The 24156-nt window shown below is 75.1% G+C and carries 22 protein-coding genes; 13 read left to right on the top strand and 9 right to left on the bottom strand.

Features of this window, described 5'->3' with window-relative positions:
• Positions 1 to 117 precede the first annotated feature (117 nt).
• Positions 118 to 1530, top strand: a complete 1413-nt coding sequence (locus tag GCU56_RS02310; protein WP_163479894.1) for an alpha/beta hydrolase family protein — start codon at positions 118 to 120, stop codon at positions 1528 to 1530.
• Between the two features lie 92 nt (positions 1531 to 1622).
• Here the strand turns inward: GCU56_RS02310 and GCU56_RS02305 are convergent, their stop codons facing one another.
• Positions 1623 to 2087, bottom strand: a complete 465-nt coding sequence (locus GCU56_RS02305; protein ID WP_204331316.1) for a MarR family transcriptional regulator — start codon at positions 2085 to 2087, stop codon at positions 1623 to 1625.
• A gap of 216 nt (positions 2088 to 2303) precedes the next feature.
• Here GCU56_RS02305 and GCU56_RS02300 point away from each other — a divergent pair, with 216 nt between their 5' ends.
• Complete coding sequence (locus GCU56_RS02300; protein WP_163479892.1) at positions 2304 to 4229, top strand: FAD-binding monooxygenase; 1926 nt, start codon at positions 2304 to 2306, stop codon at positions 4227 to 4229.
• A gap of 34 nt (positions 4230 to 4263) precedes the next feature.
• Here GCU56_RS02300 and GCU56_RS02295 read toward each other — a convergent pair whose 3' ends face one another.
• Positions 4264 to 5193, bottom strand: coding sequence for a MarR family winged helix-turn-helix transcriptional regulator (locus GCU56_RS02295; RefSeq protein WP_163479891.1), 930 nt, complete (start codon positions 5191 to 5193; stop codon positions 4264 to 4266).
• Between the two features lie 85 nt (positions 5194 to 5278).
• On the opposite strand from GCU56_RS02295, the gene GCU56_RS02290 reads away from it, so the two are divergent.
• Positions 5279 to 5452 (top strand): hypothetical protein, encoded by a 174-nt coding sequence (locus GCU56_RS02290; protein ID WP_163479890.1) that lies wholly within the window; start codon positions 5279 to 5281, stop codon positions 5450 to 5452.
• Positions 5453 to 5481: 29 nt separating this feature from the next.
• Here the strand turns inward: GCU56_RS02290 and GCU56_RS02285 are convergent, their stop codons facing one another.
• On the bottom strand, positions 5482 to 6378 hold the full coding sequence (locus GCU56_RS02285) for an MmyB family transcriptional regulator (protein WP_163479889.1): 897 nt from the start codon (positions 6376 to 6378) through the stop codon (positions 5482 to 5484).
• A gap of 162 nt (positions 6379 to 6540) precedes the next feature.
• On the opposite strand from GCU56_RS02285, the gene GCU56_RS02280 reads away from it, so the two are divergent.
• On the top strand, positions 6541 to 7425 hold the full coding sequence (locus GCU56_RS02280) for an aldo/keto reductase (protein ID WP_163479888.1): 885 nt from the start codon (positions 6541 to 6543) through the stop codon (positions 7423 to 7425).
• Between the two features lie 43 nt (positions 7426 to 7468).
• Entirely contained in the window at positions 7469 to 8491 is a 1023-nt protein-coding gene (locus GCU56_RS02275; protein ID WP_163479887.1) for an alcohol dehydrogenase catalytic domain-containing protein, read from the top strand.
• Positions 8492 to 8534: 43 nt separating this feature from the next.
• Here GCU56_RS02275 and GCU56_RS02270 read toward each other — a convergent pair whose 3' ends face one another.
• Positions 8535 to 9839, bottom strand: coding sequence for an FAD-binding protein (locus GCU56_RS02270; protein ID WP_204331315.1), 1305 nt, complete (start codon positions 9837 to 9839; stop codon positions 8535 to 8537).
• A gap of 238 nt (positions 9840 to 10077) precedes the next feature.
• Between GCU56_RS02270 and GCU56_RS02265 the strand changes: the two genes are divergently transcribed.
• Complete coding sequence (locus GCU56_RS02265; protein ID WP_163479886.1) at positions 10078 to 10599, top strand: GNAT family N-acetyltransferase; 522 nt, start codon at positions 10078 to 10080, stop codon at positions 10597 to 10599.
• A gap of 158 nt (positions 10600 to 10757) precedes the next feature.
• Here GCU56_RS02265 and GCU56_RS02260 read toward each other — a convergent pair whose 3' ends face one another.
• Complete coding sequence (locus tag GCU56_RS02260; RefSeq protein ID WP_163479885.1) at positions 10758 to 11657, bottom strand: LysR family transcriptional regulator ArgP; 900 nt, start codon at positions 11655 to 11657, stop codon at positions 10758 to 10760.
• Between the two features lie 72 nt (positions 11658 to 11729).
• Between GCU56_RS02260 and GCU56_RS02255 the strand changes: the two genes are divergently transcribed.
• The 7 genes from GCU56_RS02255 to amaB all read left to right on the top strand — a co-directional run bounded on the left by GCU56_RS02255 (position 11730) and on the right by amaB (position 20620).
• Positions 11730 to 12362, top strand: coding sequence for a LysE family transporter (locus tag GCU56_RS02255; protein WP_163479884.1), 633 nt, complete (start codon positions 11730 to 11732; stop codon positions 12360 to 12362).
• A 206-nt stretch (positions 12363 to 12568) separates the two neighbouring features.
• On the top strand, positions 12569 to 13633 hold the full coding sequence (locus tag GCU56_RS02250; protein ID WP_163479883.1) for an amidohydrolase family protein: 1065 nt from the start codon (positions 12569 to 12571) through the stop codon (positions 13631 to 13633).
• A gap of 218 nt (positions 13634 to 13851) precedes the next feature.
• Entirely contained in the window at positions 13852 to 15435 is a 1584-nt protein-coding gene (locus GCU56_RS02245) for an FAD-dependent monooxygenase (protein ID WP_163479882.1), read from the top strand.
• Between the two features lie 74 nt (positions 15436 to 15509).
• The gene (locus GCU56_RS02240; protein WP_163479881.1) at positions 15510 to 16379 is read left to right on the top strand and encodes a 3-hydroxyacyl-CoA dehydrogenase family protein; all 870 of its coding nucleotides are present in this window, start codon (positions 15510 to 15512) and stop codon (positions 16377 to 16379) included.
• 48 nt (positions 16380 to 16427) lie between these two features.
• Entirely contained in the window at positions 16428 to 17864 is a 1437-nt protein-coding gene (gene hglS, locus GCU56_RS02235; RefSeq protein ID WP_163479880.1) for a 2-oxoadipate dioxygenase/decarboxylase, read from the top strand.
• A 49-nt stretch (positions 17865 to 17913) separates the two neighbouring features.
• Positions 17914 to 19080, top strand: a complete 1167-nt coding sequence (locus GCU56_RS02230; protein ID WP_163479879.1) for an FAD-dependent oxidoreductase — start codon at positions 17914 to 17916, stop codon at positions 19078 to 19080.
• Between the two features lie 10 nt (positions 19081 to 19090).
• A complete protein-coding gene (gene amaB, locus GCU56_RS02225; protein ID WP_163479878.1) occupies positions 19091 to 20620 on the top strand; it encodes an L-piperidine-6-carboxylate dehydrogenase in 1530 nt (509 codons plus the stop codon).
• A 15-nt stretch (positions 20621 to 20635) separates the two neighbouring features.
• Here amaB and GCU56_RS02220 read toward each other — a convergent pair whose 3' ends face one another.
• The 4 genes from GCU56_RS02220 to GCU56_RS02205 are packed head-to-tail and all read right to left on the bottom strand — an operon-like array spanning position 20636 to position 24048.
• Complete coding sequence (locus GCU56_RS02220; RefSeq protein ID WP_163479877.1) at positions 20636 to 21484, bottom strand: ABC transporter permease subunit; 849 nt, start codon at positions 21482 to 21484, stop codon at positions 20636 to 20638.
• A complete protein-coding gene (locus tag GCU56_RS02215) occupies positions 21481 to 22476 on the bottom strand; it encodes an ABC transporter ATP-binding protein (protein WP_345771592.1) in 996 nt (331 codons plus the stop codon). The genes GCU56_RS02220 and GCU56_RS02215 overlap by 4 nt, the downstream gene beginning before the upstream one ends.
• Positions 22473 to 23546, bottom strand: coding sequence for a hypothetical protein (locus tag GCU56_RS02210; protein ID WP_163479876.1), 1074 nt, complete (start codon positions 23544 to 23546; stop codon positions 22473 to 22475). The genes GCU56_RS02215 and GCU56_RS02210 overlap by 4 nt, the downstream gene beginning before the upstream one ends.
• Complete coding sequence (locus GCU56_RS02205) at positions 23530 to 24048, bottom strand: sigma-70 family RNA polymerase sigma factor (RefSeq protein ID WP_345771591.1); 519 nt, start codon at positions 24046 to 24048, stop codon at positions 23530 to 23532. Before GCU56_RS02205 ends, GCU56_RS02210 begins: the two co-directional genes overlap by 17 nt.
• Positions 24049 to 24156 lie beyond the last annotated feature (108 nt).

Genomic DNA, 24156 nt, shown 5'->3' with positions numbered 1-24156 from the left:
GTGCGCCGGCGCGCGGAAAAAGGACAGGAAGCCTGTACTTCGTCCACCACGGCTGCGAGGGTGGCCCGCATCACACGCAGCCCGATGCCGGGTTTCCCGGCGGAGACGAGGTGGTCGATGAGCAGGTGGACGACACGGTTGACAGCGGTCGCGGGAGCCGTGGCACTGGTCGGTGGCGCGTCGGTGACCGCCGCCGGCGCGGACGCCACGCCGCCGCCGGACGCGACGCTGCAGCCGGAGGTGGCGCCAGGCCCGTACGGCGGCGACCTGGCCAGCGGCGCCACGTGGGTGGCGCACGTGCCGCCGGAGTGGAACGGGACCGTGGTGCTCTACGCGCACGGCTTCGGTCCGCTGACCGCCCAGGACGCGCCGGACGACGAGACCCGGCAGGCGCTGCTCGACCGGGGGTACGCCCTGGTCGGCTCGTCCTACTCGGGGCCGTCGTTCTGGGCGCTCGAGACGGCGGTGGACGACCAGTTCGCCGCCCTGGCGGCGTTCGAGGACCTGCTCGGCGTCGAGCCGGAGCGGACCATCGCCTTCGGCCGGTCCATGGGCGGACTCGTCAGTGCCCGGCAGGCCGAGGACCCGCGGGGGGAGATCGGCGGCGTCCTCACCACCTGCGGCATCGTCGCGGGCGCGCTCAACCTCAACGCCTACCAGCTCGACGGCGTGTACACCCTGTCGCACCTGCTGGGTCCCGACGTCCCGCTGGTCCGGTACGAGAGCCCGGAGCAGGCGCAGCAGGCGGCCGACCAGCTCATCGCGTCGGTCACCGCGGCCCAGGCCACGCCGGAGGGGCGGGCCCGGATCGCGCTCGCGTCGGTCTACCTGAACCTGGCGACCTGGTTCTCCGGCGACGCTCCCGCGCCGCCCGGTGACCACGCTGCGGAGCAGCTGCAGCAGTACCAGGCCCTCATCGAGGGCGGTGGCCTCGAGCGGTACGTGACCGGCCGGCAGCAGATCGAGCTGGTCGCCGGTGGCAACACCGCCTCCAACGTGGGCGTGGACTACCGCACACTCCTCCAAAGCAGCCCGCACGCCGAGCAGGTGGCGGCGCTCTACCGCGAGGCGGGACTCGACCTCGAGGCCGACCTCGCCGCCCTCACCCGGGACGCGGACGTCGTGGCCGACCCGGCCGCGGTCGCCGACCTGGCCCGCTCGTCGACGGTCACCGGGGAGCTGGAGGTCCCCGAGCTGGCGATCCACACCGTCGCCGACGAACTGGTCCCCGTCGAGCACGAGGACTGGTACGCCGAGCTGGTGCGCCGGGCCGGGGAGGAGCGGCAGCTGCGCCAGGCCTACGTCCAGGGGACGGGGCACTGCGAGTTCCAGGCGGCGGAGCAGGTGGCGGCGCTGCAGGCTCTCGAGCAGCGGCTCGACACCGGCCGCTGGGGTCGGGTCGCGCAACCGGAGCGGCTGAACGCGGCCGCCGACGCCCTGGCACTGGGCACCAGCGCGCGGTTCACCGAGTTCGACCCGTCCCGCCTCGTCGGCGGGCTGGGGGAGCCGGGCCGCAAGCGGCACCGCTGAGCCCGGCGGGGACCGGCCGGGCCGGGGAGCGATCCCCGGCCCGCCGGTCCCCGTCGCGCCCCGGCCGGCCGGGTGGCCGATGGCCCGTCGCCTCAGCGGCGCGCGGTGCCGTCCAGCGCGGCCCGGCAGAGCGCGACGTACCGGCGGAGGTCGTCGGCCTGCACGGGCGTCAGCGGGGCCACCATCCGCGACTCGAGGCGGTCGACCTCGTCGCGGTACCGGTCCAGCAGCTCCTGGCCCCGCTCGGTCAGCCGCAGCACCCGGCGCCGCCGGTCGCGCGGGTCCAGGAGCCGGGACAGCAGGCCGCGGTCCTCGAGGACGGCGACCATGTCGGCGGCGCTCTGGTCGGTGACGAACGAGTTCCGGGCCAGCTCGGCGGTGCTGAGATCGGCGTGGCGCTCGAGCACGGTCAGCGCCGTGTACTGCAGCGGTGTGATGGCGGCCGGTCGGAGGACCTCGTCCAGGCGGGCGCGCACGGCCTGTTCCAGCTGCTTGACCAGGTACAGCGTCGACGGGCCTGATCCGTCGACCGCGGCCGGATCGGTGGTCGTGGACACCGGACCATCATCGCCCAGGGCGGCCCGTGCCCGGCGCGCCCAGCGGCCGGTGTCCCGCATGTCGCCCGGGCGTCTCGCCCGCGCGCCCTTGCCACGGGAGCACGGCTCCGCCTAAGGTCCTCCGTGTACGCAGTAATTCGCGAGGACGCCGCGCCCGGAGTCGCCGTGCCGCCCGCGGTCGATCTGCCCGCCCCGCCGAGTCGTCGAAGAGGGACCATGCAGTTCTACCTGAACGGATTCCGCCCCGGTGACCCGGAGATCCACCCGGCAGGTCCCGCCTCCGCGGCCGGCCCGCTGCCGGAGGAGGTGGACGTCCTCGTCGTCGGCACCGGGCCGGCCGGGCTCGTGCTCGCGGCGCAGCTGGCCGCCTTCCCCGGCATCACGACCCGCATCGTCGAGCGCAGGCCCGGGCCGCTCGAGCTCGGCCAGGCCGACGGCGTCGCCTGCCGCTCGGTCGAGATGTTCGACGCCTTCGGGCTCAGCGGGCGCCTGATGCGGGAGGGCTACTGGGTCAACGAGACGGTCTTCTGGCGACCGGACCAGCAGGACCGGACGCGCATCTCGCGGAGCGGCCGGATCCAGGACGTCGAGGACGGGCTGTCGGAGTTCCCCCACCTCATCGTGAACCAGGCCCGCATCCAGCAGCTCCTGCTCGACGTGATGGGCCACGCGCCGAGCCGGCTGGCGCCGGACTACGGCCTCGAGGTGCGCGACCTCGCGGTCGGTGGGGGGGACCACCCGGTCGAGGTCACCCTCCAGCGGACCGATCCCGACCGTGCCGGGGAGGAGCTGACCGTCCGGGCCCGCTACGTCGTCGGGTGCGACGGCGCACGCAGCACGGTCCGGCAGTCGATCGGCCGGACGCTGCGCGGCGACGCCGCCAACCAGGCGTGGGGGGTGATGGACGTCCTGGCCGTGACCGACTTCCCCGACATCCGGTTCAAGGCGGTGATCCAGTCCGGCGAGGGCAACATCGTGCTCATCCCACGGGAGGGCGGGTACCTCGTCCGCTTCTACATCGAGCTCGACGAGCTGGGCCCCGGCGAGCGCGTGGCGGCGCGGGGGATCACCCTCGACACGCTGATCGCCTCGGCCCGGCGGATCCTGCACCCGTACTCCCTCGACGTGCGCGACGTGGTCTGGTGGTCGGTGTACGAGATCGGCCAGCGGCTCACCGACGCGTTCGACGACGTCCCCGCCGGCGAGGTCGGCGCCCGCCTGCCGCGGGTGTTCATCGCCGGCGACGCCTGCCACACGCACAGCCCCAAGGCCGGGCAGGGCATGAACGTGTCGATGCAGGACGCGTTCAACCTCGGCTGGAAGCTCGCCGCCGTCCTGGAGGGCCGGAGCTCCCCGGAACTGCTGCACACCTACTCGGCCGAGCGCCAGGCGGTGGCGAAGCGCCTGATCGACTTCGACCGCGACTGGGCCGCCAGACACAGTGCCCGGCCGCAGGACGCCGCCGCGACCGAGGGTGCGGACGCGGCGGGCCTGCAGCGCCTCTACACCGAGCAGGGGCGGTTCACCGCCGGCGTGGCGACCCACTACGAGCCCTCGCTCATCACCGGTGAGGCCACCCACCAGCACCTCGCCACGGGCTTCCCGATCGGTGAGCGGTTCCACTCCGCCCCTGTCGTCCGGCTCGGGGACGCCCGGCCGATGCACCTCGGCCACGTGGCCGAGGCCGACGGACGGTGGCGGCTCTACGCGTTCGCCGACGCCGCGGATCCCCGTGACCCGGCGTCGCGGATCCGCGGTCTCTGCGAGTTCCTCGCCGGTGCCGAGGCGTCACCGGTCCGCCGGTCCACCCCCGCCGGTGCCGACGACGACGCGGTGTTCGACCTGCGGGCGGTGTTCCAGCAGGGGCACCGCGAGCTGCCGATCGAGGCGCTGCCGCCCCTGCTGCTGCCCCGGAAGGGGCGCTTCGGCCTCGTCGACTACGAGAAGGCCTTCTGCCCGGACCTGAAGGCGGGGATCGACGTCTTCGACCTGCGAGGCGTCGATCGCGACCGTGGCTGCCTCGTCGTCGTCCGTCCCGACCAGTACGTCGCCCACGTCCTGCCCCTGGACGCCCACGAGGAGCTGGCCCGGTTCTTCGCGGCGTTCATGGTCGAGGCGCGGCAGCCGGTCGCTGCCCGCTGAGCGCGGCCGGGGGCGTCGCCGTCCTCGACGGGGTTCAGGTGCCGGGGGAGGCATCCGGGTGGGCGATGGCGCCCAGTGCGTCGAGGAGGCGGCGGTGCGCCGACGCCGGCAGGGGGGCCAGCAGTTCCACCTGCACCTCGGTGGCGGCCCGCGTCATGGCGGGTAGGGCCTCACGGGCGACGACCGACAGGCGCAGGGCCTTGCGGCGACGGTCGCCGGCGTCGGCGAGCACGGTGATCAACTCCCGGGACGCCAGCCGGTCGACCACCTCGGCGACGGAGGACTTGTCCAGGGCGGCGGCGTCGCCGAGGGTGGCCTGGTCACTGGGCTCGTGCCGGGCCAGTGCGCAGAGGACGGCGTACTGGGGTCCGGTCAGGGTGCCGCCGAAGTGCCGGGTCCAGCTCGCCGTGTGCACCTGCTGGGCGCGGCGGATGAGGTGGCCGGGAGCGGTGGAGGACTCGAGGCCGAGGTCGTCGGGGCCCTCCCGCCGGCGCGGCGGCGGGTCGCCCTCGTACGCCACCGTGGCGAGGTCGGTGACGAACTGACCTCGCTGCTCGCCGGGCAGGGGCGCGAGCAGCGCCTGCTGCACCAGCGCCGCCCGTGCGGTGAGTTCCCGCAGCCGGGCGCGGGCCGGCCCGGTCAGGTGCAGGACCTTGCGGCGGCGGTCGGCGGGATCGGGATCGGCGGTGACCCAGCCGCGGCGGGCCAGCCGGCGGACGATGTCGGCGGTCGAGGACGCGTCCAGGGAGGCCAGCGCGCCGACCGTCGTCTGGTCCAGTCCCGGGCGGCGGGAGATGCCGGAGAGGACGGCGAACTGCGGGCCGGTCGGCTCCGCACCGACCTGCCGGGCCCAGAGCGCCCCGTGCACCCGCTGGGCGCGCCGGATGAGGTGGCCCGGGGTCCGGTCCAGGTCCAGGACGGGGACGGCGGCGGCCGGCATCGGCTCGGCACCGTTCGCGGTCATCGCCCGCAGTGTCGCACCCGCCGGGTGGACCGAGCCGGTCCGAGCCCCGACGAGGACGGGGACCGGGTGGAGCAGGGGGCCCGAGGTGAGCAGCTCCGGCGGGAAGACCGGACTGCGCGAGCGGATCACCTCCTCCGCCCGCCGCGCGGCCCTCGACGACCCCGCCCACGGACGCGAGAGCGGCCACGAGGAGTACCTGCACGCGGCCCGGCGCAGCCTGTCGTGGCTGTTCCCCGGCACCGCCGGGCCGGCGACCTGACCCACGCCCGCCCGGGGGGCGGCGGCCGGTCAGTCGGGGACGGCGGAGGCGGTCCCGGTGGGTTGCTCCTCCTGGGAGGCGGCCCAGGAGGCCAGCAGCCGCAAGGCGTCGGCGGCCGGCGTGCCGGCGGCGGCGGTGTAGACGTTGAGGTGCAGCCCCGGCGACGAGGCGAGCTCCATCCCCTCGAAGTCCAGGTCGAGCTGGCCGACCACGGGGTGCCGCAGCCGCTTCTGCCCGCTGCGGTGGAACTGGACGTCGTGCTGGGCCCACCGGCGGCGGAACAGCTCCGAGCGGGTGGAGAGCTCGCCGACCAGCTCGATGAGCGCCTTGTCGTGCGGGTTGCGGCCGGCCTCCAGGCGCAGCATGGCGGCGGCGTCGTTGGCGACCCGGTCGTAGTCGACGAAGAACTCCCGGGCCGCCTCGGGCCGGAGGTAGACGAACCGGGTGGTGTTGGCCGGACGGCGGGGCTCGGCGAGGACCGGCGAGTAGAGGGCACGGGCGAGGGAGTTCGTCGCGACGATGTCGTGCCGGCCGTTGCGCACCCAGGCGGCGGCGTCGGTCATCGCGTCGAGCACCTGCTGGACCTGCGGCCGGACGGCGCTCTGGGCGGGGCGCCTGCGGGAGTGGCCGCGGGCGCCGCTCTCCCGGGCGAGGGCGTACAGGTGGGTCCGCTCGGCCTCGTCCAGGCGCAGCGCGTCGGCCAGGGCGTCGAGCACGCTCTCCGAGGCGCCGGCCAGGCCGCCGCGCTCCATGCGGACGTAGTAGTCCACCGAGACGCCGGCGAGCATCGCCACCTCCTCGCGGCGCAGCCCCTTCACCCGGCGGTTGCCGCCGTAGGCGGGCAGGCCGGCCTGCTCCGGGGTGATCCGCGCCCGTCGCGTGCTGAGGAAGTCGCGGATCTGGGCGTTGAGGCCGGTAGTGCTCACGTCTCCACGGTAGGCAGGCGGCGCGGCGGGAGGGAGGTCCTGCCAGTACCCGGGGACCAGGGCTCCGGGCCCAGCCGCGGCGCGGCGAGCGAAGGGGGCACTGGCAGTGCCTGGACGGACAGGCACTGCCAGCGGACGGCGATCACGCCGAACATGGAGTCCATGAGCAGCGCTTCCCTCACCCTGAACAACGGAGTCGAGATCCCCGCCGTCGGCTTCGGCGTCTTCCAGACCCCACCGGAGGAGACGGTCGCGGCCGTCGAGGCCGCGCTGGCGACCGGCTACCGGCACGTCGACACCGCGGCGGCCTACGGCAACGAGCGCGGGGTGGGGGAGGCGCTGCGCCGCTCCGGCCTCGACCGCTCCGAGGTCTTCGTCGAGACCAAGGTGTGGATCACCGACTACGGCTACGACGCAACGCTGCACGCCTTCGACAAGAGCGCCGGCAAGCTCGGGCTCGAGCAGATCGACCTGCTGATCCTGCACCAGGCGCTGCCCGGCGAGTTCGACCTCACGCTGGACGCCTACCGGGCGCTGGAGCAGCTGCTGGCCGACGGCAGGGTGCGCGCGATCGGCGTCAGCAACTTCATGCCCGAGCACCTCACCCGGCTGCTGGCCGAGACGTCGGTGGTGCCGGCGGTCAACCAGATCGAGGTGCACCCCTACTTCCGGCAGCCCGCGCTGCTGGCGGCCGACGCAGCACACGGGATCCTCTCCCAGGCCTGGTCGCCGATCGGCGGCATCACGTTCTACCGCGACGGCTCGCACGGCAGCACCCTGCAGGACCCGACCATCGGCGAGATCGCGGCCGCCCACGGGAAGACGCCCGCCCAGGTCATGCTCCGCTGGCACGTGCAGGAGGGCCGGCAGGTCATCCCCAAGTCGGTCACGCCGTCACGGATCGCCGAGAACCTCGACGTCTTCGACTTCGAGCTCACCGGTGACCAGCTGGCCGCCATCGACGCCCTCGACACCGGCGTCCGCGGCGGCCCGGAGCCCGAGCAGGTCACCCGCGAGACCTTCGGTCGCGTCATCCCCGAGGCCTGAGCCCACCCCACTGACAGTCCGTCCGAGAGAGAGGCACGAGTCCGTGCGAGCAACAGTCCTGTACGCCGCCGGCGACGTGCGGGTCGAGGACCGGCCCGACCCGACGGTCCAGGCGCCCACCGACGCCGTGGTCCGCGTCGTCCGCGCCTGCGTCTGCGGGAGCGACCTGCACCCCTACCACTCCATGCCGGCCTCGGAGCACGGCCGGACGATGGGCCACGAGTTCGTCGGCGTCGTCGAGGAGGTCGGCGCCGACGTCACCACCGTCCAGCGGGGTGACGTCGTGATCGCGCCGTTCGCGTGGTTCGACAACACCTGCGAGTTCTGCCGCGAGGGCCTGACCACCTCCTGCCTGCACGGCGGCTTCTTCTCCGGGACGCAGGCCGAGGCCGTCCGCGTGCCGCAGGCCGACGGCACCCTCGTGAAGGCCCCGGTGGGGGAGGACTCGGCGCTGCTGCCCTCGCTGCTGACGCTCTCCGACGTCCTCATCACCGGCCACCACGCCGCCGTCACCGCGGGCGTCGACGCCCGGACGTCGGTCACGGTCATCGGGGACGGCGCGGTGGGGCTGCTGGCGGTCATGGCCGCCAAGCGGCTGGGCGCCGAGCAGATCGTCCTGATGGGCCGGCACGTGGCCCGCACCGACCTCGGCCGGGAGTTCGGCGCCACCGACGTCGTCGCCGAGCGGGGCGAGGAGGGCGTCGCGAAGGTGCTCGAGCTGACCGGCGGCCGCGGCACCCACACCGTGCTGGAGTGCGTCGGCCACCTGCCGGCCTACGAGCAGGCCGTCGGCACGGTGCGGGCCGGTGGCGTGATCAGCCGGGTCGGCGTGCCGCAGTACGAGTCGGCGCCGGTGGGCTTCGACAGCCTGTTCGGCCGCAACGTCACACTCACCGGTGGGCCCGGCGCCCAGCGGCCCTACATCGAGGAGCTGCTGCCCGACGTGCTGGAGGGCCGCATCGAGCCCGGACGGGTGTTCGACCGCACCGTGGGCCTCGACGAGACCCCCGAGGCCTACCGCGCGATGGACCAGCGCGAGGCGCTCAAGGTCCTGGTCCGCCCCTGAGCGACCGCTCCCCGTCCTCCCCCCGGCATGACGACGAGGGTCGTCATGCCGGGGCGCTCTGCCGGCTGGGGGCGATGTTCGCGTTCAGGTGGAAGACGTTGTGCGGATCGAGGGCGTCCTTGAGCGCGGTGAGCCGGGCGAGCTTCGCGGGTGGGTAGGCGCGTCGTACCCCGGCCGCGCCCTCGTCGCCGAGCACGTTGACGTAGACGCCGGAGGCGAACGGCGCGAGCCGGGCGGCACACTGCCGGGCGGTCGCGATCCGCGCCTCGTCCTCGGCGGGATCCGTCCAGCGGGCGGCGCCCACGTACTCGAAGGCGGCGTCGCGCTGGCTGAACGCGGTCGCCTCGTCGGGCACCTCGGCGATCGCCCCGCCGTACGCCTGCAGGCCGGCGGCCACCGACGGGTCGTGCGCCAGGAGCGCAGCGATCGCACCCTCGGAGAGCTCCCGGACGTAGTGCCCCTTCCAGTACCGGCGCTGGGCGTGACCCTGGGGGGTGTCCTCGCGGCGCTGCAGGTCGAGGTAGGACGGTTCCTGCAGTCGCCGTTCGATCGGCCGGCCGAGGGTGTCGAGGGCGCGGGCGTGCTGGTGGCCCGCGCCCGGATCACCGACCCACACGAAGCCGAGCGCGGCGATCCCACCGGACACCGTCGCGGTGTAGGTCGCCGGCCTGGGTGCGACCGCGGCCAGCTCGCGCCAGCGGACCAGGGCCGCCCCGGCGTCCGCGACCGGGAAGTCCAGTTCGACGCTCATCGCCCGGGTGCCGGTCGCGTGCAGCGCGAACTCGAACTCCGTCACCACGCCGAAGTTGCCGCCGCCCCCGCGCAAGCCCCAGAAGACCTCGGCGTTCTCCTCCGCCGAGGCGCGGACGACGTCGCCGTCCGCGGTCACCAGCTCGAACGCCACCACGTTGTCGCAGGAGAGCCCGTGCCGGCGCGCGAGCCAGCCCATCCCGCCGCCCAGCGTCAGCCCCCCCACGCCGGTGTGCGAGACGTTCCCGGCCGTCGTCGCCAGCCCGTACGGCTGGGTCGCCGCGTCCAGCGCTCCCAGCAGGGCGCCGCCCTGGACCCACGCCCGCCGCCGCTCCGGATCGACGCGGACACCTCCCATGGGGGTCAGGTCGATCATCAGCCCGGCCTCGGGCACCGCCAGTCCGGCCACGCCGTGGCCGCCGCACCGGACGCCGACCTCCAGGCCGGCACGGCGGGCCAGTGCGATCGCCGCCACGACGTCCCGGGTCTCCCGGCAGCGCGCGATCAGTGCCGGCCGCCGGTCGACCATGGCGTTCCACACCCGGCGCGCCTCGTCGTACCCCGCCTCGCCGGGACGGAGGAACTCGGCGTCGGTCACGGTCAGCTCCTCGTCCGGACCAGCTCGACGGTGGTGGCCGTGCCTGGCCCGGGGTACCAGCTGGTCACCGCTGCGGCGTCGCACGACCGGCCGGGTACGGGTGGCAGGGGGCGGCGAGCCACGTCCGCGGCCCGACCGGTGTGTGGGCCGTCGCCGAGGCTGGCAGGACGGCCCGGCGCGGTCAATCGACGCGGCCCGCCGCTGGGCGCGCCGCGGTGCGACGACAGGAGGCAGGACGGTGTTGATCCGCCGTGAGGCGCCCGGTGACGAGTCCGCGATCCGCCGGGTGCACGCCGAGGCGTTCGCCCCGCTGCACCCGGGCGGGCAGCCGGTGGAACCTCGACTCGTCGACGACCTCCGCGTCAGCGATGCCTTCCTCGGCGCGCTGTCCCTGGTCGCGCTGGCCGACGGCGAGGTCACCGGGCACGTCTGCTGTTCCCGCGCGACGCTGCTGCCCGGTGGGCACCCCGTCGTCGGCCTGGGTCCACTCGGCGTACGCCCGAGCCATCAGCGCCAGGGTGTGGGCGGCGCCCTGATGCACGCCGTCCTCGGCGCCGCCGACGCGCTCGACGAACCCCTGGTCGTCCTGCTCGGACACCCCGACTTCTACCCCCGCTTCGGCTTCCGGCCCGCAGCCGAGATCGGCGTCGAGCCCGAGCACCCCGAGTGGGCACCGCACTTCCAGGCGCGCACCCTCACCCGCCACCGCCCCGAGCTCCGGGGCCGGTTCCGCTACGCGCAGCCCTTCCACGACCTCTGAGGCGTCCGCGCCCCCCGCGGTCGCGTGCTCGGAGCGCTGACCTCGCTGCTCCGACGACCGGAGCCGCTCCTCGGGCACGACAGCACCGTGACACCGGCGGCCGGGCCGGCCCGGGGGGCCGAGGTGAGCAGCACAGGTGGCACCCGCCGGCGCGCCGGTCAGCGGCCGGCGTGGCCGGGCTGGTCGAGGTCGCGGCCGGCGGCGTCGAGGACGGCCGCGCGGACGCGGTCGAGCAGGGGGGAGCGCAGCTTCCACTGCTGCCAGTACAGGACGACGTCCAGCCCGGCGTCCTGGTCGAGGACGACCAGGCGCGTCCTCAGCGCGCGCGCCTGCTGGTCGGGCACCATGCCCCAGCCCAGGCCCAGGGTGACGGCGGCGACGTGGTCCGCCGCGGCGGGGACGTAGTGCACCGGTGGATCGACGTCGCGGCCGGCCCGCTCCTGCAGGAAGCGGTGCTGCAGGTCGTCCTCACGGTCGAAGACGACGACGGGGGCGAGGGCCAGCGCCTGGGCGGTGGGACCGTCGGGGAACCAGCGCTGCGCGAAGCCGGGGGCGGCCATCGGCCGGTAGCGCATGCCGCCCAGGCGGGTGGAGGTGCAGCCGGGGACCGGTTCGGCGTCCGCGGTCACCGCCGCCATGACGGTGCCGGCGCGCAACAGGGCACTGGTGTGCTCCTGGTCCTCGCGGTGCAGGTCGAAGCAGACGTCGCCGGCCAGCGGCGTCAGCGCGGGCAGCACCCAGGTGGCCATCGAGTCGGCGTTGACCGCGATGGGCAGCGTCGGCGCGCGCTCGGGCGAGGTGTCGCCGCCGAGCCCGCGGGCGACCTCCGCGGTGAGCAGGTCGATCTGCCGGGCCAGGCCCAGGAGCGCCTGACCGGACTCGGTGACCTGCACGGGCTTGGTGCGGACCAGCAGGATCCGGCCGGTGGCGACCTCCAGGGCACGCAGCCGCTGGCTGATCGCCGAGGGAGTGACGTGCAGCGCCCGGGCGGCGGCCTCCAGGGTGCCGCCCCGGACCGTCGCATCGAGCGCCCGCAACTGGGCCAGGTCCAGCTCCATGGACAGCAACGCTAATGATGCGTCAAGATGATGAGCTGGACGTCCGGCAGTCCGGCTTCCTAGCGTCACCGTGTGCTGACCACCACCGCGCTGCTCGCCGCCGCGTCCGGGCTCGCTCTGGGCCTCGGACTGATCGTCGCCATCGGCGCACAGAACGCCTTCGTCCTGCGGCAGGGGCTCCGCCTGGAGCACGTGGCCGCCGTGGTGGCGGTGTGCGCGCTGTCGGACCTGGCGCTGATCATCGCCGGTGTCCTGGGCGCCGGGACGGTCCTCTCGAGGCTGCCCTGGCTGATCCCGGCGGTGTGCCTGGGCGGGGCGGCGTTCCTCCTCGCCTATGGCCTGCGGGCCGCGCGCCGGGCGCTGCGACCGGCCGCGCTGCTGCCCGAGGCCGCCGGCGCCCGCGTCGGGCTCCTGACCACCGTCGGCACCGGGCTGGCGCTGACCTGGCTCAACCCGCACGTCTACCTGGACACGGTGGTGCTGCTGGGGTCGACGGCCTCCACCTACGGCGAGCACCGATGGCAGTTCGCCGCCGGTGCCGGTCTCGGCAGCATCGTGTGGTTCGCCGGTCTCGGGTACGGCGCCCGCCTGCTCCGGCCGGTGTTCGCCCGCCCCGCGGCCTGGCGGGTCCTCGACGGGGTCATCGCCGTCGTCATGGCCCTCCTCGCCGTGTCCCTCGTGGTCCGTGGCATCAGCGCGGTCTGACCCGGCACCGTTCGGTCCTGCGGAATCGTCCAGGGGGAGTGGCCCGTGGGCGGAACGGCCGGATACGGTCTCCTCCCGTCCGGGTGGCTCCGGTCACGATCCCGGCGTCACGGCCGGCCCGTCGAGGGGTGGCGCCCAGGCGCACGGTCGACCTCGAGGAGGTCGCCGCCGCCGGACCCCGCCCGTCTCCCGAGGAGGAGCACCGCATGACCGACGACACCCCCCGTACCGGTGGCGCCCAGGGCTACCTGCGCATCGCGACCGAGGAGGCCTTCGCGACCCGGGACCTGCTCGACGCCTGGGCGCGCGCCATGGAGGGCCCCGACGTCGACCCCGGCTTCGCCGGACTGGCCGGCTTCTACACGACCAGCCAGGCCGAGCGTCCGCGCAACATCAAGCGACGGCTGATCGACCTCGGTGAGGAGCGGCTCGCCGACATGGACGCGACCGGGATCGACCGGCAGCTGCTGCTCCTGACCTCGCCCGGTGTGCAGTGGCTGGACCGGGCCGAGGGGGTGGCGCTGGCGAGGTCGACCAACGACGAGCTCGCCGACGCCTGCCGGCGGCACCCCGACCGGTTCTCCGGCCTGGCCGCGGTCGCCCCGCAGGACCCGGCGGCCGCGGCCGAGGAACTGCGTCGCGGCGTGACCGAGCTGGGCCTGCACGGCGGGGTGATCAACTCCCACACCCAGGGCCGCTACCTCTCCGACCCGGAGTTCTGGCCGATCTTCGAGGCGGCCGAGGACCTCGACGTCCCGATCTACATCCACCCGGCCGGACTGCCGAAGAACATGATCGAGCCGTTCCAGGAGGCCGGGCTGGACGGCGCGATCTACGGGTTCGGCGTCGAGACCGGCCTGCACCTGCTGCGGATCATCACCGCCGGCGTGTTCGACCGGTTCCCGCGGCTGCGGATCGTCGTCGGTCACGCGGGGGAGGCCATCCCGTTCTGGCTGTTCCGGCTCGACCACATGCACGCCGCGACCGTGGGTGCCCAGCGGTACGAGTCGATGAAGCCGATCGAGCGGAAGATCAGCGACTACATGCGGGAGAACGTCTACATCACCACCAGCGGCATGGCCTGGGAGCCGGCCATCCGCTTCTGCCAGCAGGTCCTCGGGGCCGACCGGGTCATGTACGCGATGGACTACCCGTACGAGTACGAGATCGACGAGGTCCGCACCCACGACCAGCTCGACGTCGACGCGGACACCAGGAAGATGCTGTTCCAGACCAACGCCGAGCGGGTCTTCGGCCTGGGCACCTCCTGACCCGCCGGCCCCCGGTCGCCAGCCGCCGACCACGGCCGCGGCGCGACCGGGGGCCGGCGTCGGCGGTGGTCCCGGCCACCGCCCCATCGACGATCCGGACTCAGGAAAGGACGTGGCGTGACCGTCACCGATCGGCGCTCTCCCGCGCAGACCATCAGCAGGGGCGCCGGAACCCCCGGCGGCCACCACGGACGGCGCTCCGCCGGCGAGGTGGCCCGATGACCACCCGGACGATCGCGACCCGGGTCGCCGTCGTCGGAGGAGGGCCGGTCGGGACGGGGCTGGCCATCGCGCTCGGGCAGCGCGGGATCGAGTGCGCCGTGGTGGAGCGCCGTCCCGGACCGCAGCCGGTGCCCAAGGGGCAGAACCTGACCCAGCGGACGATGGAGCACATGCGCGCCTGGGGCGTCGAGGACCGCGTCCGGGCGGGGCGGACCATCTCCGCGGCGCAGGGCCGCGGGATGACCGCCTACGGCTCGCTGCTGAGCGGGTACGACTACGAGTGGCTGCGCCGCAGCTCGGTGCGCCGGTTCTACGCGGCGGACAACGAGCGCCTGCCGCAGTACGCCACCGAGCGGGCACTGCGCGGCCGCGTCGCCGAGCTGCCGACGGTCTCGCTGCACGACGGCTGGCGGGCCGAGCAGGTCACCCAGCGTGGTGACCGGGTCCTGGTCACGGCCCGCGACGGGTCGGGCGACGTGCTGGAGATCGACGCCGAGTACGTGGTGGGCTGCGACGGCAGCCGCTCGATGGTGCGCGAGGCCGCCGGGATCACCCAGGAGGGGACCGACCACGAGCAGCTGATGGTCCTGCTGGTCTTCCGCTCCCAGCAGCTCGACGGCCTGCTCGAGCGCTTCCCGGGGATGTCGTTCGTCAACGTCCTGCACCCGGACCTGGAGGGCTACTGGCAGTTCCTCGGCCGCGTCGACGCCCGGGAGACCTGGTTCTTCCACGCGCCGGTGGAGCGGGAGCTCGACCCCGGCTCCACCGACTTCGAGCCGCTGCTCGAGCGCGCGATCGGGGCGCACGTCGACGCCGAGATCCAGCACGTCGGCCACTGGGACATGCGGTTCGCCCTCGCCGACCGCTACCGGCAGGGCCGCGTCCTCATCGCCGGCGACGCCGCGCACAGCCACCCGCCCTACGGCGGCTACGGGATCAACACCGGGTTCGAGGACGCCGCCAACCTCGCCTGGAAGCTCGCCGCCACGCTGGAGGGCTGGGCCGGGCCGCACCTGCTGGACTCCTACGACGCGGAGCGGCGCCCGGTCTTCGCCTCGACCCGGGACGACTTCATCGCGCGGTCCATCGAGGTCGACCGGGAGTTCCTCGCGACCCACGACCCGGACACCGACCAAGCGGCGTTCGAGGCCGCGTGGGCGGCGCGGGCCCAGGCCGCCGTCGACGAGGTCGACGCCTTCGAGCCGAACTACGAGGGGTCCCCGGTGGTCGCCGGCGGCGGCGGGGGGACCCCCAGCGCCCGGGGCCGGCACGAGACGCGGGCCCGCCCGGGGCACCACCTGGCGAGCCAGCCCGAGGGCACCGGCGCGGACCTCTTCGACCAGCTCACCGGGGGCGGCTTCGTCCTGCTCCGCGCCGGGGGTGCCGGCGACGAGCTGCTCGCGGCGGCCGAGCGCGCCTCGGTCCCCGTCCGGGCCGTCGACGTCGGCGCCGACGTCCGGGACGCCTACGGAGCCGACCTGGTGCTGGTCCGACCCGACCAGTTCGTCGCCTGGGCCGGGGACGCCGTCGACGACCCCGACCGGGTGATCGCCACCGTCGTCGGACGCGCCACCGCCTGACCGGGCCCGATCCGCCGGCACGGCGGCGACGGCACCCTGCGACCCTGGGGTCGACCACCACGAGGAGGACCGCGATGGGCTACGTACTTCCCGAGGACGTGGACCGGCGGCCGGTGGCCGTCGTCGGCGCCGGCACCCTGGGCCGCCGCATCGCCGCGGTCCTGGCGGCCGGCGGCACGGACGTGCGCATCACCGACACCTCCGCCGAGCAGCGCGAGTCCGCCCGCGAGCACGCGGTGGCCGCGATCGAGGACGTCCACCGGGCCATGGGCATGGACAGCACGGGCCGCGGCACGGTCGCCGCGGTCGCCGAGCTGGAGGAGGCCCTGGCCGGCGCCTGGCTGGTCGTCGAGGCCGTGCCCGAGCGGCTGGACGTGAAGACCGCGGTCTTCGGCCGGCTGGACCGGCTGGCCGAGCCCGACGCCGTCCTCGCCAGCAACTCGTCGTCCATCCCGACCAGCCAGGTGATCGGCGAGGTCACGCGCCCGGAGCGGGTGCTCAACACGCACTTCCAGTCGCCGCCGGAGCACAACGCCGTCGAGCTCATGTCCTGCGGGCGGACCGACCCGGCCGTGGTCGACGCGCTGATGGCGTGGCTGCCCCGGTACGGACTGGTGCCGTTCCGGGTGCGCCGGGAGAGCGACGGTTTCATCTTCAACCGCATCTGGGCGGCCATCAAGCGCGAGTGCCTGATGGTGGTCGAGGAGGGCGTGGCCGCCCCCGAGGACGTCGACCTGATGTGGCAGCTGTTCACCCGGCCCGGGACGCCGCCCTTCCGGCTGATGGACGTCGTGGGGCTCGACGTCGTGCTGGCGATCGAGGAGCACTACGCCGCCGTGCGCGAGGGGATCCCGGAGGGGCCCCGACGGCTCCTGCGCGAGCACATCGACCAGGGCCGGCTGGGCCGCAAGAGCGGCAGCGGCTTCTACGACGACTACGGCTGAGCCCGGCCCATCCGCGCCGCCGTCACCACGTCCCCCGGAGGCACTGCCATGAGCACCGTCGTCACCACCGAGCTGCGCGCGCGTTTCGCCCGGCGGCTCTCCGAGCTCTACGGCCGCGAGGTGCCCGCCTACACCACCCTCGTCGACGTGTCCGCCCAGGTGAACCGGCGGGTGATGGAGCGCGACGGCGCGGCGGCCGAGCGGCTGGGCTCCATCGACCGGGTCACCGCCGAACGGCACGGGGCCATCCGGGTGGGGACGCCGCAGGAGCTCAGCCAGGTGGCCCGCGTCTTCGCCGCGCTGGGCATGCACCCCACCGGCTTCTACGACCTGCGCGACGCCGATCCGCAGCCGGTCCCCGTGGTGTCGACCGCGTTCCGGCCGGTGGACCGCACCGAGCTCGCCCGCAACCCGTTCCGGGTGTTCACCTCGATGCTGGTGCCGCAGGACCGGCGGTTCTTCGACGAGGACCTGGAGCGGCGACTGAGCCGGTTCCTCGCCGCCCGGACGCTCTTCCCCGGCGAGCTGCTCGACCTCGCCGACCGGGCGGAGGCCGAGGGCGAGCTCGGCGAGGCGGACGCCGCCCGCTTCCTGGACCTCGCCACCGGGGCCTTCGCGCTGTCCGCCGACCCGGTCGACCGTGGCTGGTACACCGAGCTCGAGCGCGTCTCCGGCGTCGCGGCCGACATCGGCGGCGTCACCACCACGCACGTCAACCACCTGACGCCGCGGGTGCTGGACATCGACGACCTCTACGCCAGCATGCAGTCGCTGGGCGTCCAGATGATCGACGAGATCCAGGGCCCGCCGCGGTGGCAGGGCCCCGACGTCCTGCTGCGGCAGACCTCCTTCCGGGCGCTGGCCGAGCCCCGCCGGTTCCGCGAGGCCGACGGCACCATCGCGCAGGGGGAGCTGCGGGTCCGCTTCGGCGAGGTGGAGGCGCGCGGCATCGCCCTGACGCCCCGCGGACGGGAGCTGTACGACGACCTCGTCGCCGAGGTGGACCGGCGCCTGGCCGAGACGCCCGGCCGCCCGCGGCAGGACGTCGGCGCGGAGGTGTGGGCCGCCGGGCTGCCCGACACCGAGGCCGAGCTGGTGCGGCGGGACCTCACCTTCTGCACCTTCCGCCCGGCCGAGCGCCGGCCCGACGGCACCGAGCCGCCGCGCGACCTGGCCGGCCTGCTCGACGGCGGCTGGCTGGTCGCGGAGCCGATCGTCTACGAGGACTTCCTCCCGCGCTCCGCGGCGGGGATCTTCGCCTCCAACCTCAGCGGCCGCGGTGAGATGGACGCCGGACAGGGTGGCGCGCCCCGTGACGCCGACTGGCTGGCCGGCGCGATCGGCCGCCCGGTGCGGATCCCGGAGCAGCTGTACGCCGAGCAGCGGGCGGAGTCCCTGGCCCGCGCCGCCGCGGCACTGGGCATCCCCGGGGGCGTGTCCGTCGAGCCGGTCGCCGGGGACGCGGTCGGTCCCGTCGTCCGGTGACCACGGAGTTGCGGCGTCCTGCGGCCCGCCACCCGAGGGAAGGGGGCTCGTGACCGCTGCCGGACGCCGTCCGCCGGCGGCCGCCTCGGTCGTCGTCATCGGCGGCGGCGTGATCGGGCTCAGCACGGCGTACTCCCTGGCCGCCAGTGGGGTCCGGGACGTCGTCCTCCTGGACCGGGGCGCCCTCGGCTCCGGCTCGACCTGCAGGGCGGCCGGCGGCGTCCGCGCGCAGTTCTCCGACCCGGTCAACGTCGCCCTCGGCGCCCGGAGCCTGGAGACCTTCCGCGACTTCGGCCCGCGCTTCGGCCAGGAGATCGACCTGCACGAGGTGGGCTACCTGTTCCTGCTCGGCACGCCGGAGGCCGTGGCCGCGTTCGAGGCCGCCGTCGCCCTGCAGAACGACCTCGGCGTCCCGAGCCGGGTGATCGACGTCCCCGAGGCCCGGCGGCTGTCCCCGCTGGTCGCCCCGGACGGGCTGCTGGCCGCGGCCTGGTCGCCGACCGACGGCCACTGCACGCCGGAGGCCGTCGTGCTCGGCTACGCGACGGCGGCACGTCGGGCGGGGGCGACGCTGCTGCCGCACTGCGCGGCCACCGGGATCGACGTCCGGGACGGGCGGATCGTGGCCGTGCGGACCGCGGGCGGGACGATCGCGACCGACACCGTCGTGTGCGCCGCCGGGGCCTGGTCGGCCGAGGTCGGGGCGTGGGCCGGCGTCGACCTGCCGGTCACCCCCCTGCGGCGGCAGGTCCTGGTCACCGAGCCGGTTCCCGGGCTGGATCCGGCCACCCCGTTCACCATCGACTTCGACAGCTCCTTCTACTTCCACGGCGATGGGGAGGGCGTGCTGCTGGGGATGTCCGACCCCGACGAGGAGCCCGGCTTCGCCCTCGGCCAGTCCGACGCCTGGCTGCCGCGGCTGGGGGCGGCCATCGACCGGCGCGTCCCCGCCCTGTCCGAGGTGGGCATCGCCGGCGGATGGGCCGGGCTGTACGAGATGACGCCCGACCACAACGCGCTGATCGGCCGCGCGGACGCCGTGGCGGGCTTCCTGTACGCCACCGGTTTCTCGGGGCACGGCTTCCTCATGGGACCCGCCGTCGGGGAGGTGGTGCGCGACCTGTACCTCGGTGAGGAACCCTTCGTCGACGTCTCCGGCCTCGATGCCGCACGATTCGCCGGTGCACGGGCCCGCCCCGAACTGAACGTCGTCTGAAGGAGAGCCAGTGACCACCCTGCCCAGTGCCGACGACCTCCGCCGCCGGGCCGTGGACGCCGCGCGCCGCTGCGGCGTCGACCTGGAGGCCCTGGCCGGCGACCGCTCCGTCACCTCACCGGTCACCGGGCGGTCACTGGCCTCCGTGCGCTGGTCGACCGCCGCCGACGTCGACGGCGCCGTCACCCGGGCGCAGGAGGCGTTCGGCCAGTGGCGGACCGTCCCGGCGCCGGTCCGCGGCGGGGTGGTCCGCCGCCTCGGCGAGCTCCTCCGCGAGCACAAGGCCGACCTCGGCACCCTGGTCAGCCTCGAGGTCGGCAAGATCACCTCCGAGGCCCTGGGCGAGGTCCAGGAGATGATCGACATCTGCGAGTTCGCCGTGGGCCTGTCCCGGCAGCTCTACGGGAAGACGATCAGCTCCGAGCGTCCCGGTCACCGGCTGATGGAGGCGTGGCACCCGCTCGGCGTCGTCGGCGTCATCAGCGCCTTCAACTTCCCCGTGGCCGTCTGGTCCTGGAACACCGCCGTCGCCCTCGTCTGCGGCGACCCCGTGGTGTGGAAACCCTCCGAGCTCGCCCCGCTCACCGCCGCGGCGAGCGCGGCGCTGCTCGACCGCGCGATCGCCGAGACCGGCGCCCCCGCGGGCCTCAGCCAGCTGCTGATCGGCGGCCCGGACGTCGGCGAGGCGCTGGTCGACCACCCCGGTGTCGCCCTGCTCAGCGCCACCGGGTCGACCCGCATGGGCCGGGCCGTCGGCCCCCGGGTGGCCGAGCGCTTCGGCCGGTCGCTGCTCGAGCTCGGCGGGAACAACGCCGCCATCGTGACGCCCTCGGCCGACCTCGACCTCACCACCCGCGGCATCGTCTTCTCCGCGGCCGGGACCGCCGGTCAGCGGTGCACCACCCTGCGGCGGGTCATCTGCCACGTCGACGTCATCGAGGAGCTGACCGGCCGGCTCACCGACGCCTACCGGCGGCTGCCGATCGGCTCGCCCGTGGCCGAGGGCACCCTGGTCGGGCCGCTCGTCCACGGCGCGGCCTACAAGGGCATGCAGGACGCCCTCGACGCCGCCCGCCAGCAGGGCGGCGAGGTCGTGGTGGGCGGGGGCCGCCGGTTCGAGGAGGAGGCACCCGACGCCTACTACGTGGAGCCGGCGGTCGTGCGGATGCCCGAGCAGACCGACGTCGTGCGGCGGGAGACGTTCGCCCCGATCCTGTACGTGCTGCCCTACCGCACGCTGGAGGAGGCCGTCGCGCTGAACAACGGCGTGCCCCAGGGCCTGTCGTCGAGCATCTTCACCGGTGACCACGCCGAGGCCGAGCGCTTCCTCGCCGCCGACGGCTCCGACTGCGGCATCGCCAACGTCAACATCGGCACCTCCGGGGCCGAGATCGGTGGCGCCTTCGGCGGGGAGAAGGAGACCGGCGGCGGCCGGGAGTCCGGTTCCGACGCCTGGCGCAGCTACATGCGCCGGGCCACCAACACCGTCAACTTCTCGGGCGAGCTGCCCCTCGCGCAGGGCGTGGAGTTCACCGTCTGACCCGCTGCCGGGGGCTCACAGGTCGCGGCGCCGGAAGGCCAGCCCGGCCAGGGCGAGGACGACGGCGATCCACAGGGCGGCCCAGGCGAGGTAGGCGGCGGTGAGCGGTGCCTCGCCCAGGAACGGGAAGCCGTCGAAGCCCGGGCCCAGCTGCGTCAGCAGGGTCGGGTCCTGGAAGGCGTGCATCGCCCCGCGCCACAGGCCGTCGGTCGGCAGCACCATCCGTGACACGGTGCCGACCCGGGCCACGCCCTCGTTGCCGAGGGAGCCGCCGATCCCGCCGACCACCCCGGCGATCCAGGTGGCGCCGAACAGGCCGACCGCGACGACCCCCGACGCCATCGGGGAGATCACGGTGGACAGGAGCAGGCCGAGGGTGAGCAGCACCGCCGTCTGCGCGGCGAGCAGCGCGAGCCCGGTGACCGGCGACGGCGGCCAGTAGCCCACGGTCACCTGGACGATGACGAACTGGGCGAACCCCGCCAGCACCACGAAGCCGCTGCCGAAGGCCACCAGCCCCAGCCACTTGCCGACGAGCACCGCCGAGCGGCGCACCGGCCGTGCCAGCATCGCCAGCGCGGTCCCGGACTCCACCTCGCCGGCGAGCGTGGGGCCGGCGAGGAACGCCGTCCCCAGCGCGGCGATCAGGCTGAAGCCGAACATCACCAGGTTCAGGACCGTGGCGCCCGCCAGCCGTGCCTCCCCGGTGGTGAGGCCGCCGAACTCGGCGTCGATCCGCGAGAACCCCCACGCCGACAGCGCCAGCAGCACGACCGTCAGGCCGGCCAGCGCCCGGAGCACCTTGCGGCGGGCGGCCTCCTGGAGGGTCAGGGCGGCGATGGTCAGCACGATCCGGACGGTCACGGCCGGACCCCGTCACGCAGGATGCCGAGCAGCCGCTCCTCGAGGCTGATCCGCCCGGGCTCGACCGCGTGCACCCGCACCCCGAGGCCCACGAGCTCCGCCACCAGGTCGGGCACCGCGGCCGCCTCCTCGCCGTCGGGCAGCTCCACGGTGAACCAGTCGCCGGTGCGGCGCAGCCGGCCGGTGGCGGCCAGCCGCGCCTCCGCCTCGGGCCGCACCCCGTCCAGCCGCAGCCGGACCTCCCGCCGGCCGAGCAGCTCCGACAGGCTGCCCGAGGCCGCCACCCGGCCCTTGTCGAGGATGACGACCCGGTCGCAGACCCGCTCCACCTCGCCGATCAGGTGCGAGTTGAGCAGGACGGCGACGCCACGGGCCTTGAGGGTGAGCACCAGGTCCCGGACGTCGGCCCGGCCGAGCGGGTCCAGGGCGCTGGTCGGCTCGTCGAGGACGACGAACTCCGGGCGGGCCACCAGCGCGACGGCCAGCCCGAGCCGCTGCTGCATGCCCTTGGAGAACCCGCCCACCCGGTCGCCGGCGCGGTCGGCCAGGCCCACCAGGGCGAGACACTCCCGCTGCTCCCCGACCGGCACGGCGACGCCCGCCAGCCGGACGTGCAGCCGCAGCACCTCGGCCGCGGTGAGCCACGGCTGGTACCGGAAGAGCTCCGGCAGGTAGCCGACGCGCGACCGCGACTGCGGATCCCGCGCCGGCCGCCCCAGCAGCAGCACCTCTCCGGCGTCGGGCCGGACGAGACCGAGCAGCATCTTGATGGTGCTGGTCTTGCCGGCACCGTTGGGGCCCAGCAGCCCCAGCACCTCGCCGCGGCCGACGGTGAACGACACGTCGTCGACCGCGGTCCGCCGTCCGTACCGCTTGCGCAGGCCGGAGCACCACACCGCCGGGGACGGCGGGAGCTCGGCGAGCAGCCGCTCCGCGGCAGCCAGGGAGGCGCCGCCCGGCTGGACGGCGCCTCCGGTGGTGGTCCCGCTCACCGCAGCCCGCGGGCGACGGACAGCACCTCGTCGGCGCTCAGCGAGCCCGCCACCGCGGTCACGATCCCGTCCTCGACCCAGACCACGGCCGCCAGGACGCCGTCCCGCGAGGTGAGCACCGTCGCCGGCACCCCGCCGACGTCGGCGCCGGAGCTGGACACGAACTCGGCCGGCACGGGCAGCGGCAGCGTCGTCCCGTCCCCGGAGAAGCTGCGCAGCTGCGACGCGACCTCGTCGGGCAGCCCCGGGAGGGACAACAGGTGGTCGCGGGCGGTCTCGAACGGCACGCCGGAGGACTCCCCGGTGGGGGCGACCGCCCGGGCCACGACCAGGCCCGGCAGGCCGCTGTCGGAGGACCAGACCGCAGCGACCCCCGGCCCGGCCGAGAGCCGGAACTGGCCGCCGTCGAGGCCGGGAGGCGCGGGCGGCAGGGTCTCGCCGGCGGCCGCGGCGGCCTGCGCGGCCTCCTCCGCCGAGAAGGTGAACACCGCGCTCAGCCGGCCGCCGGCCTGGTACGCGGGGTCGCCGGACACGCCCCGGGGCAGGTCGCCCACCTGCGGGACGGGCAGCCCGGTCGCCTCCTCCGCGGCGGCGGCGTCGGCCACCTCCCGCACGTCGGGCTCCTCGACCACCTCGACGTCGCCGTAGGCGGTGAGGTCGGGCAGGGCGACCAGGTCGGCCGAGCTGACCGCGACGGGGGCGATCTGCTCGGTCCGGAAGATCTGCAGCCAGTCCGCGGCGGCCGCGGCGCCGGCCCCCGTGAGCAGGGCCACGACGCCGGCCACGGCGACCACGGGGCTGCGCAGCAGCGCCCGACGGCGGGGGGTGCGGGCGGCGGATGCCGGCCGCGCGCGGACGGGGACCGCGTGCGACAGGCGGTGCCACCCGGCGTCCACGTCGGGGGAGACACGCGCGTCCAGCGCGGCACCGGCGAGCGCGGCGTCGGCCTGGGCGGCGGCCAGCCCGGACAGGCAGACCGGGCAGCCCGCGACGTGCTCGCGGTCGGCGTCGGCGACGCCGACCGGCTCGTCCACGAGCCGGCGCAGCGTGCCGTCAGTGGGATGACGCATGACGGGTCAACTCCTCGCGTAGGGCGGATTCGGCGCGACGCACGGTGGTGCCGACGCTGCCGGGGGAGAGCTCGAGGGCGGCCGCGACCTCGGCGTAGCTGAGGCCGCTGTGCCGCAGCACCAGGGCGACGGCCTGCTTGCGGGGGAGCCGGGCCAGCGCCGCCCGCACGCGGCGGCGCTCGTCGAGGGTCACGACCGTGTCCGCGACGTCCGGCGCGAGGACGTCGCCGTCGCCGGCGACCTGCTCACGGGTGGCCCGCCGACGACCGGACCGCAGGTGGTTCAGCGCGGTGTGCGCCGCGGCGACCGACAGCCAGCCCGTCGCCTCACCGGCCGGCACCGAGGAGTGACCGAAGCTGAGGAAGACCTCCTGGGCCACGTCCTCCGCCTCGTCGCGGGAGCCCAGCACGCGGGCGGCGACGCCGACGACCCGGGGGTAGGCGGCGCGGAAGACCTCCTCGAGGTCGGCCCGGACGGCTCCCGGGCGAGTCGACACCGCCACGCCGCTCCTCCGCTGGGCTCGCCGGACCGCCGCAGGGCGCCCGTCAGGGGACAGGGCGGCGGTCAGGGCGGCGGCCGGTGCACTCGCACCGTGCCTCACGACATCCAC

The organism is Geodermatophilus sabuli, assembly GCF_010686765.1.
Taxonomy (GTDB): Bacteria; Actinomycetota; Actinomycetes; order Mycobacteriales; family Geodermatophilaceae; genus Geodermatophilus; species Geodermatophilus sabuli_A.
This window is presented reverse-complemented; position numbering and strand designations above follow the sequence as displayed.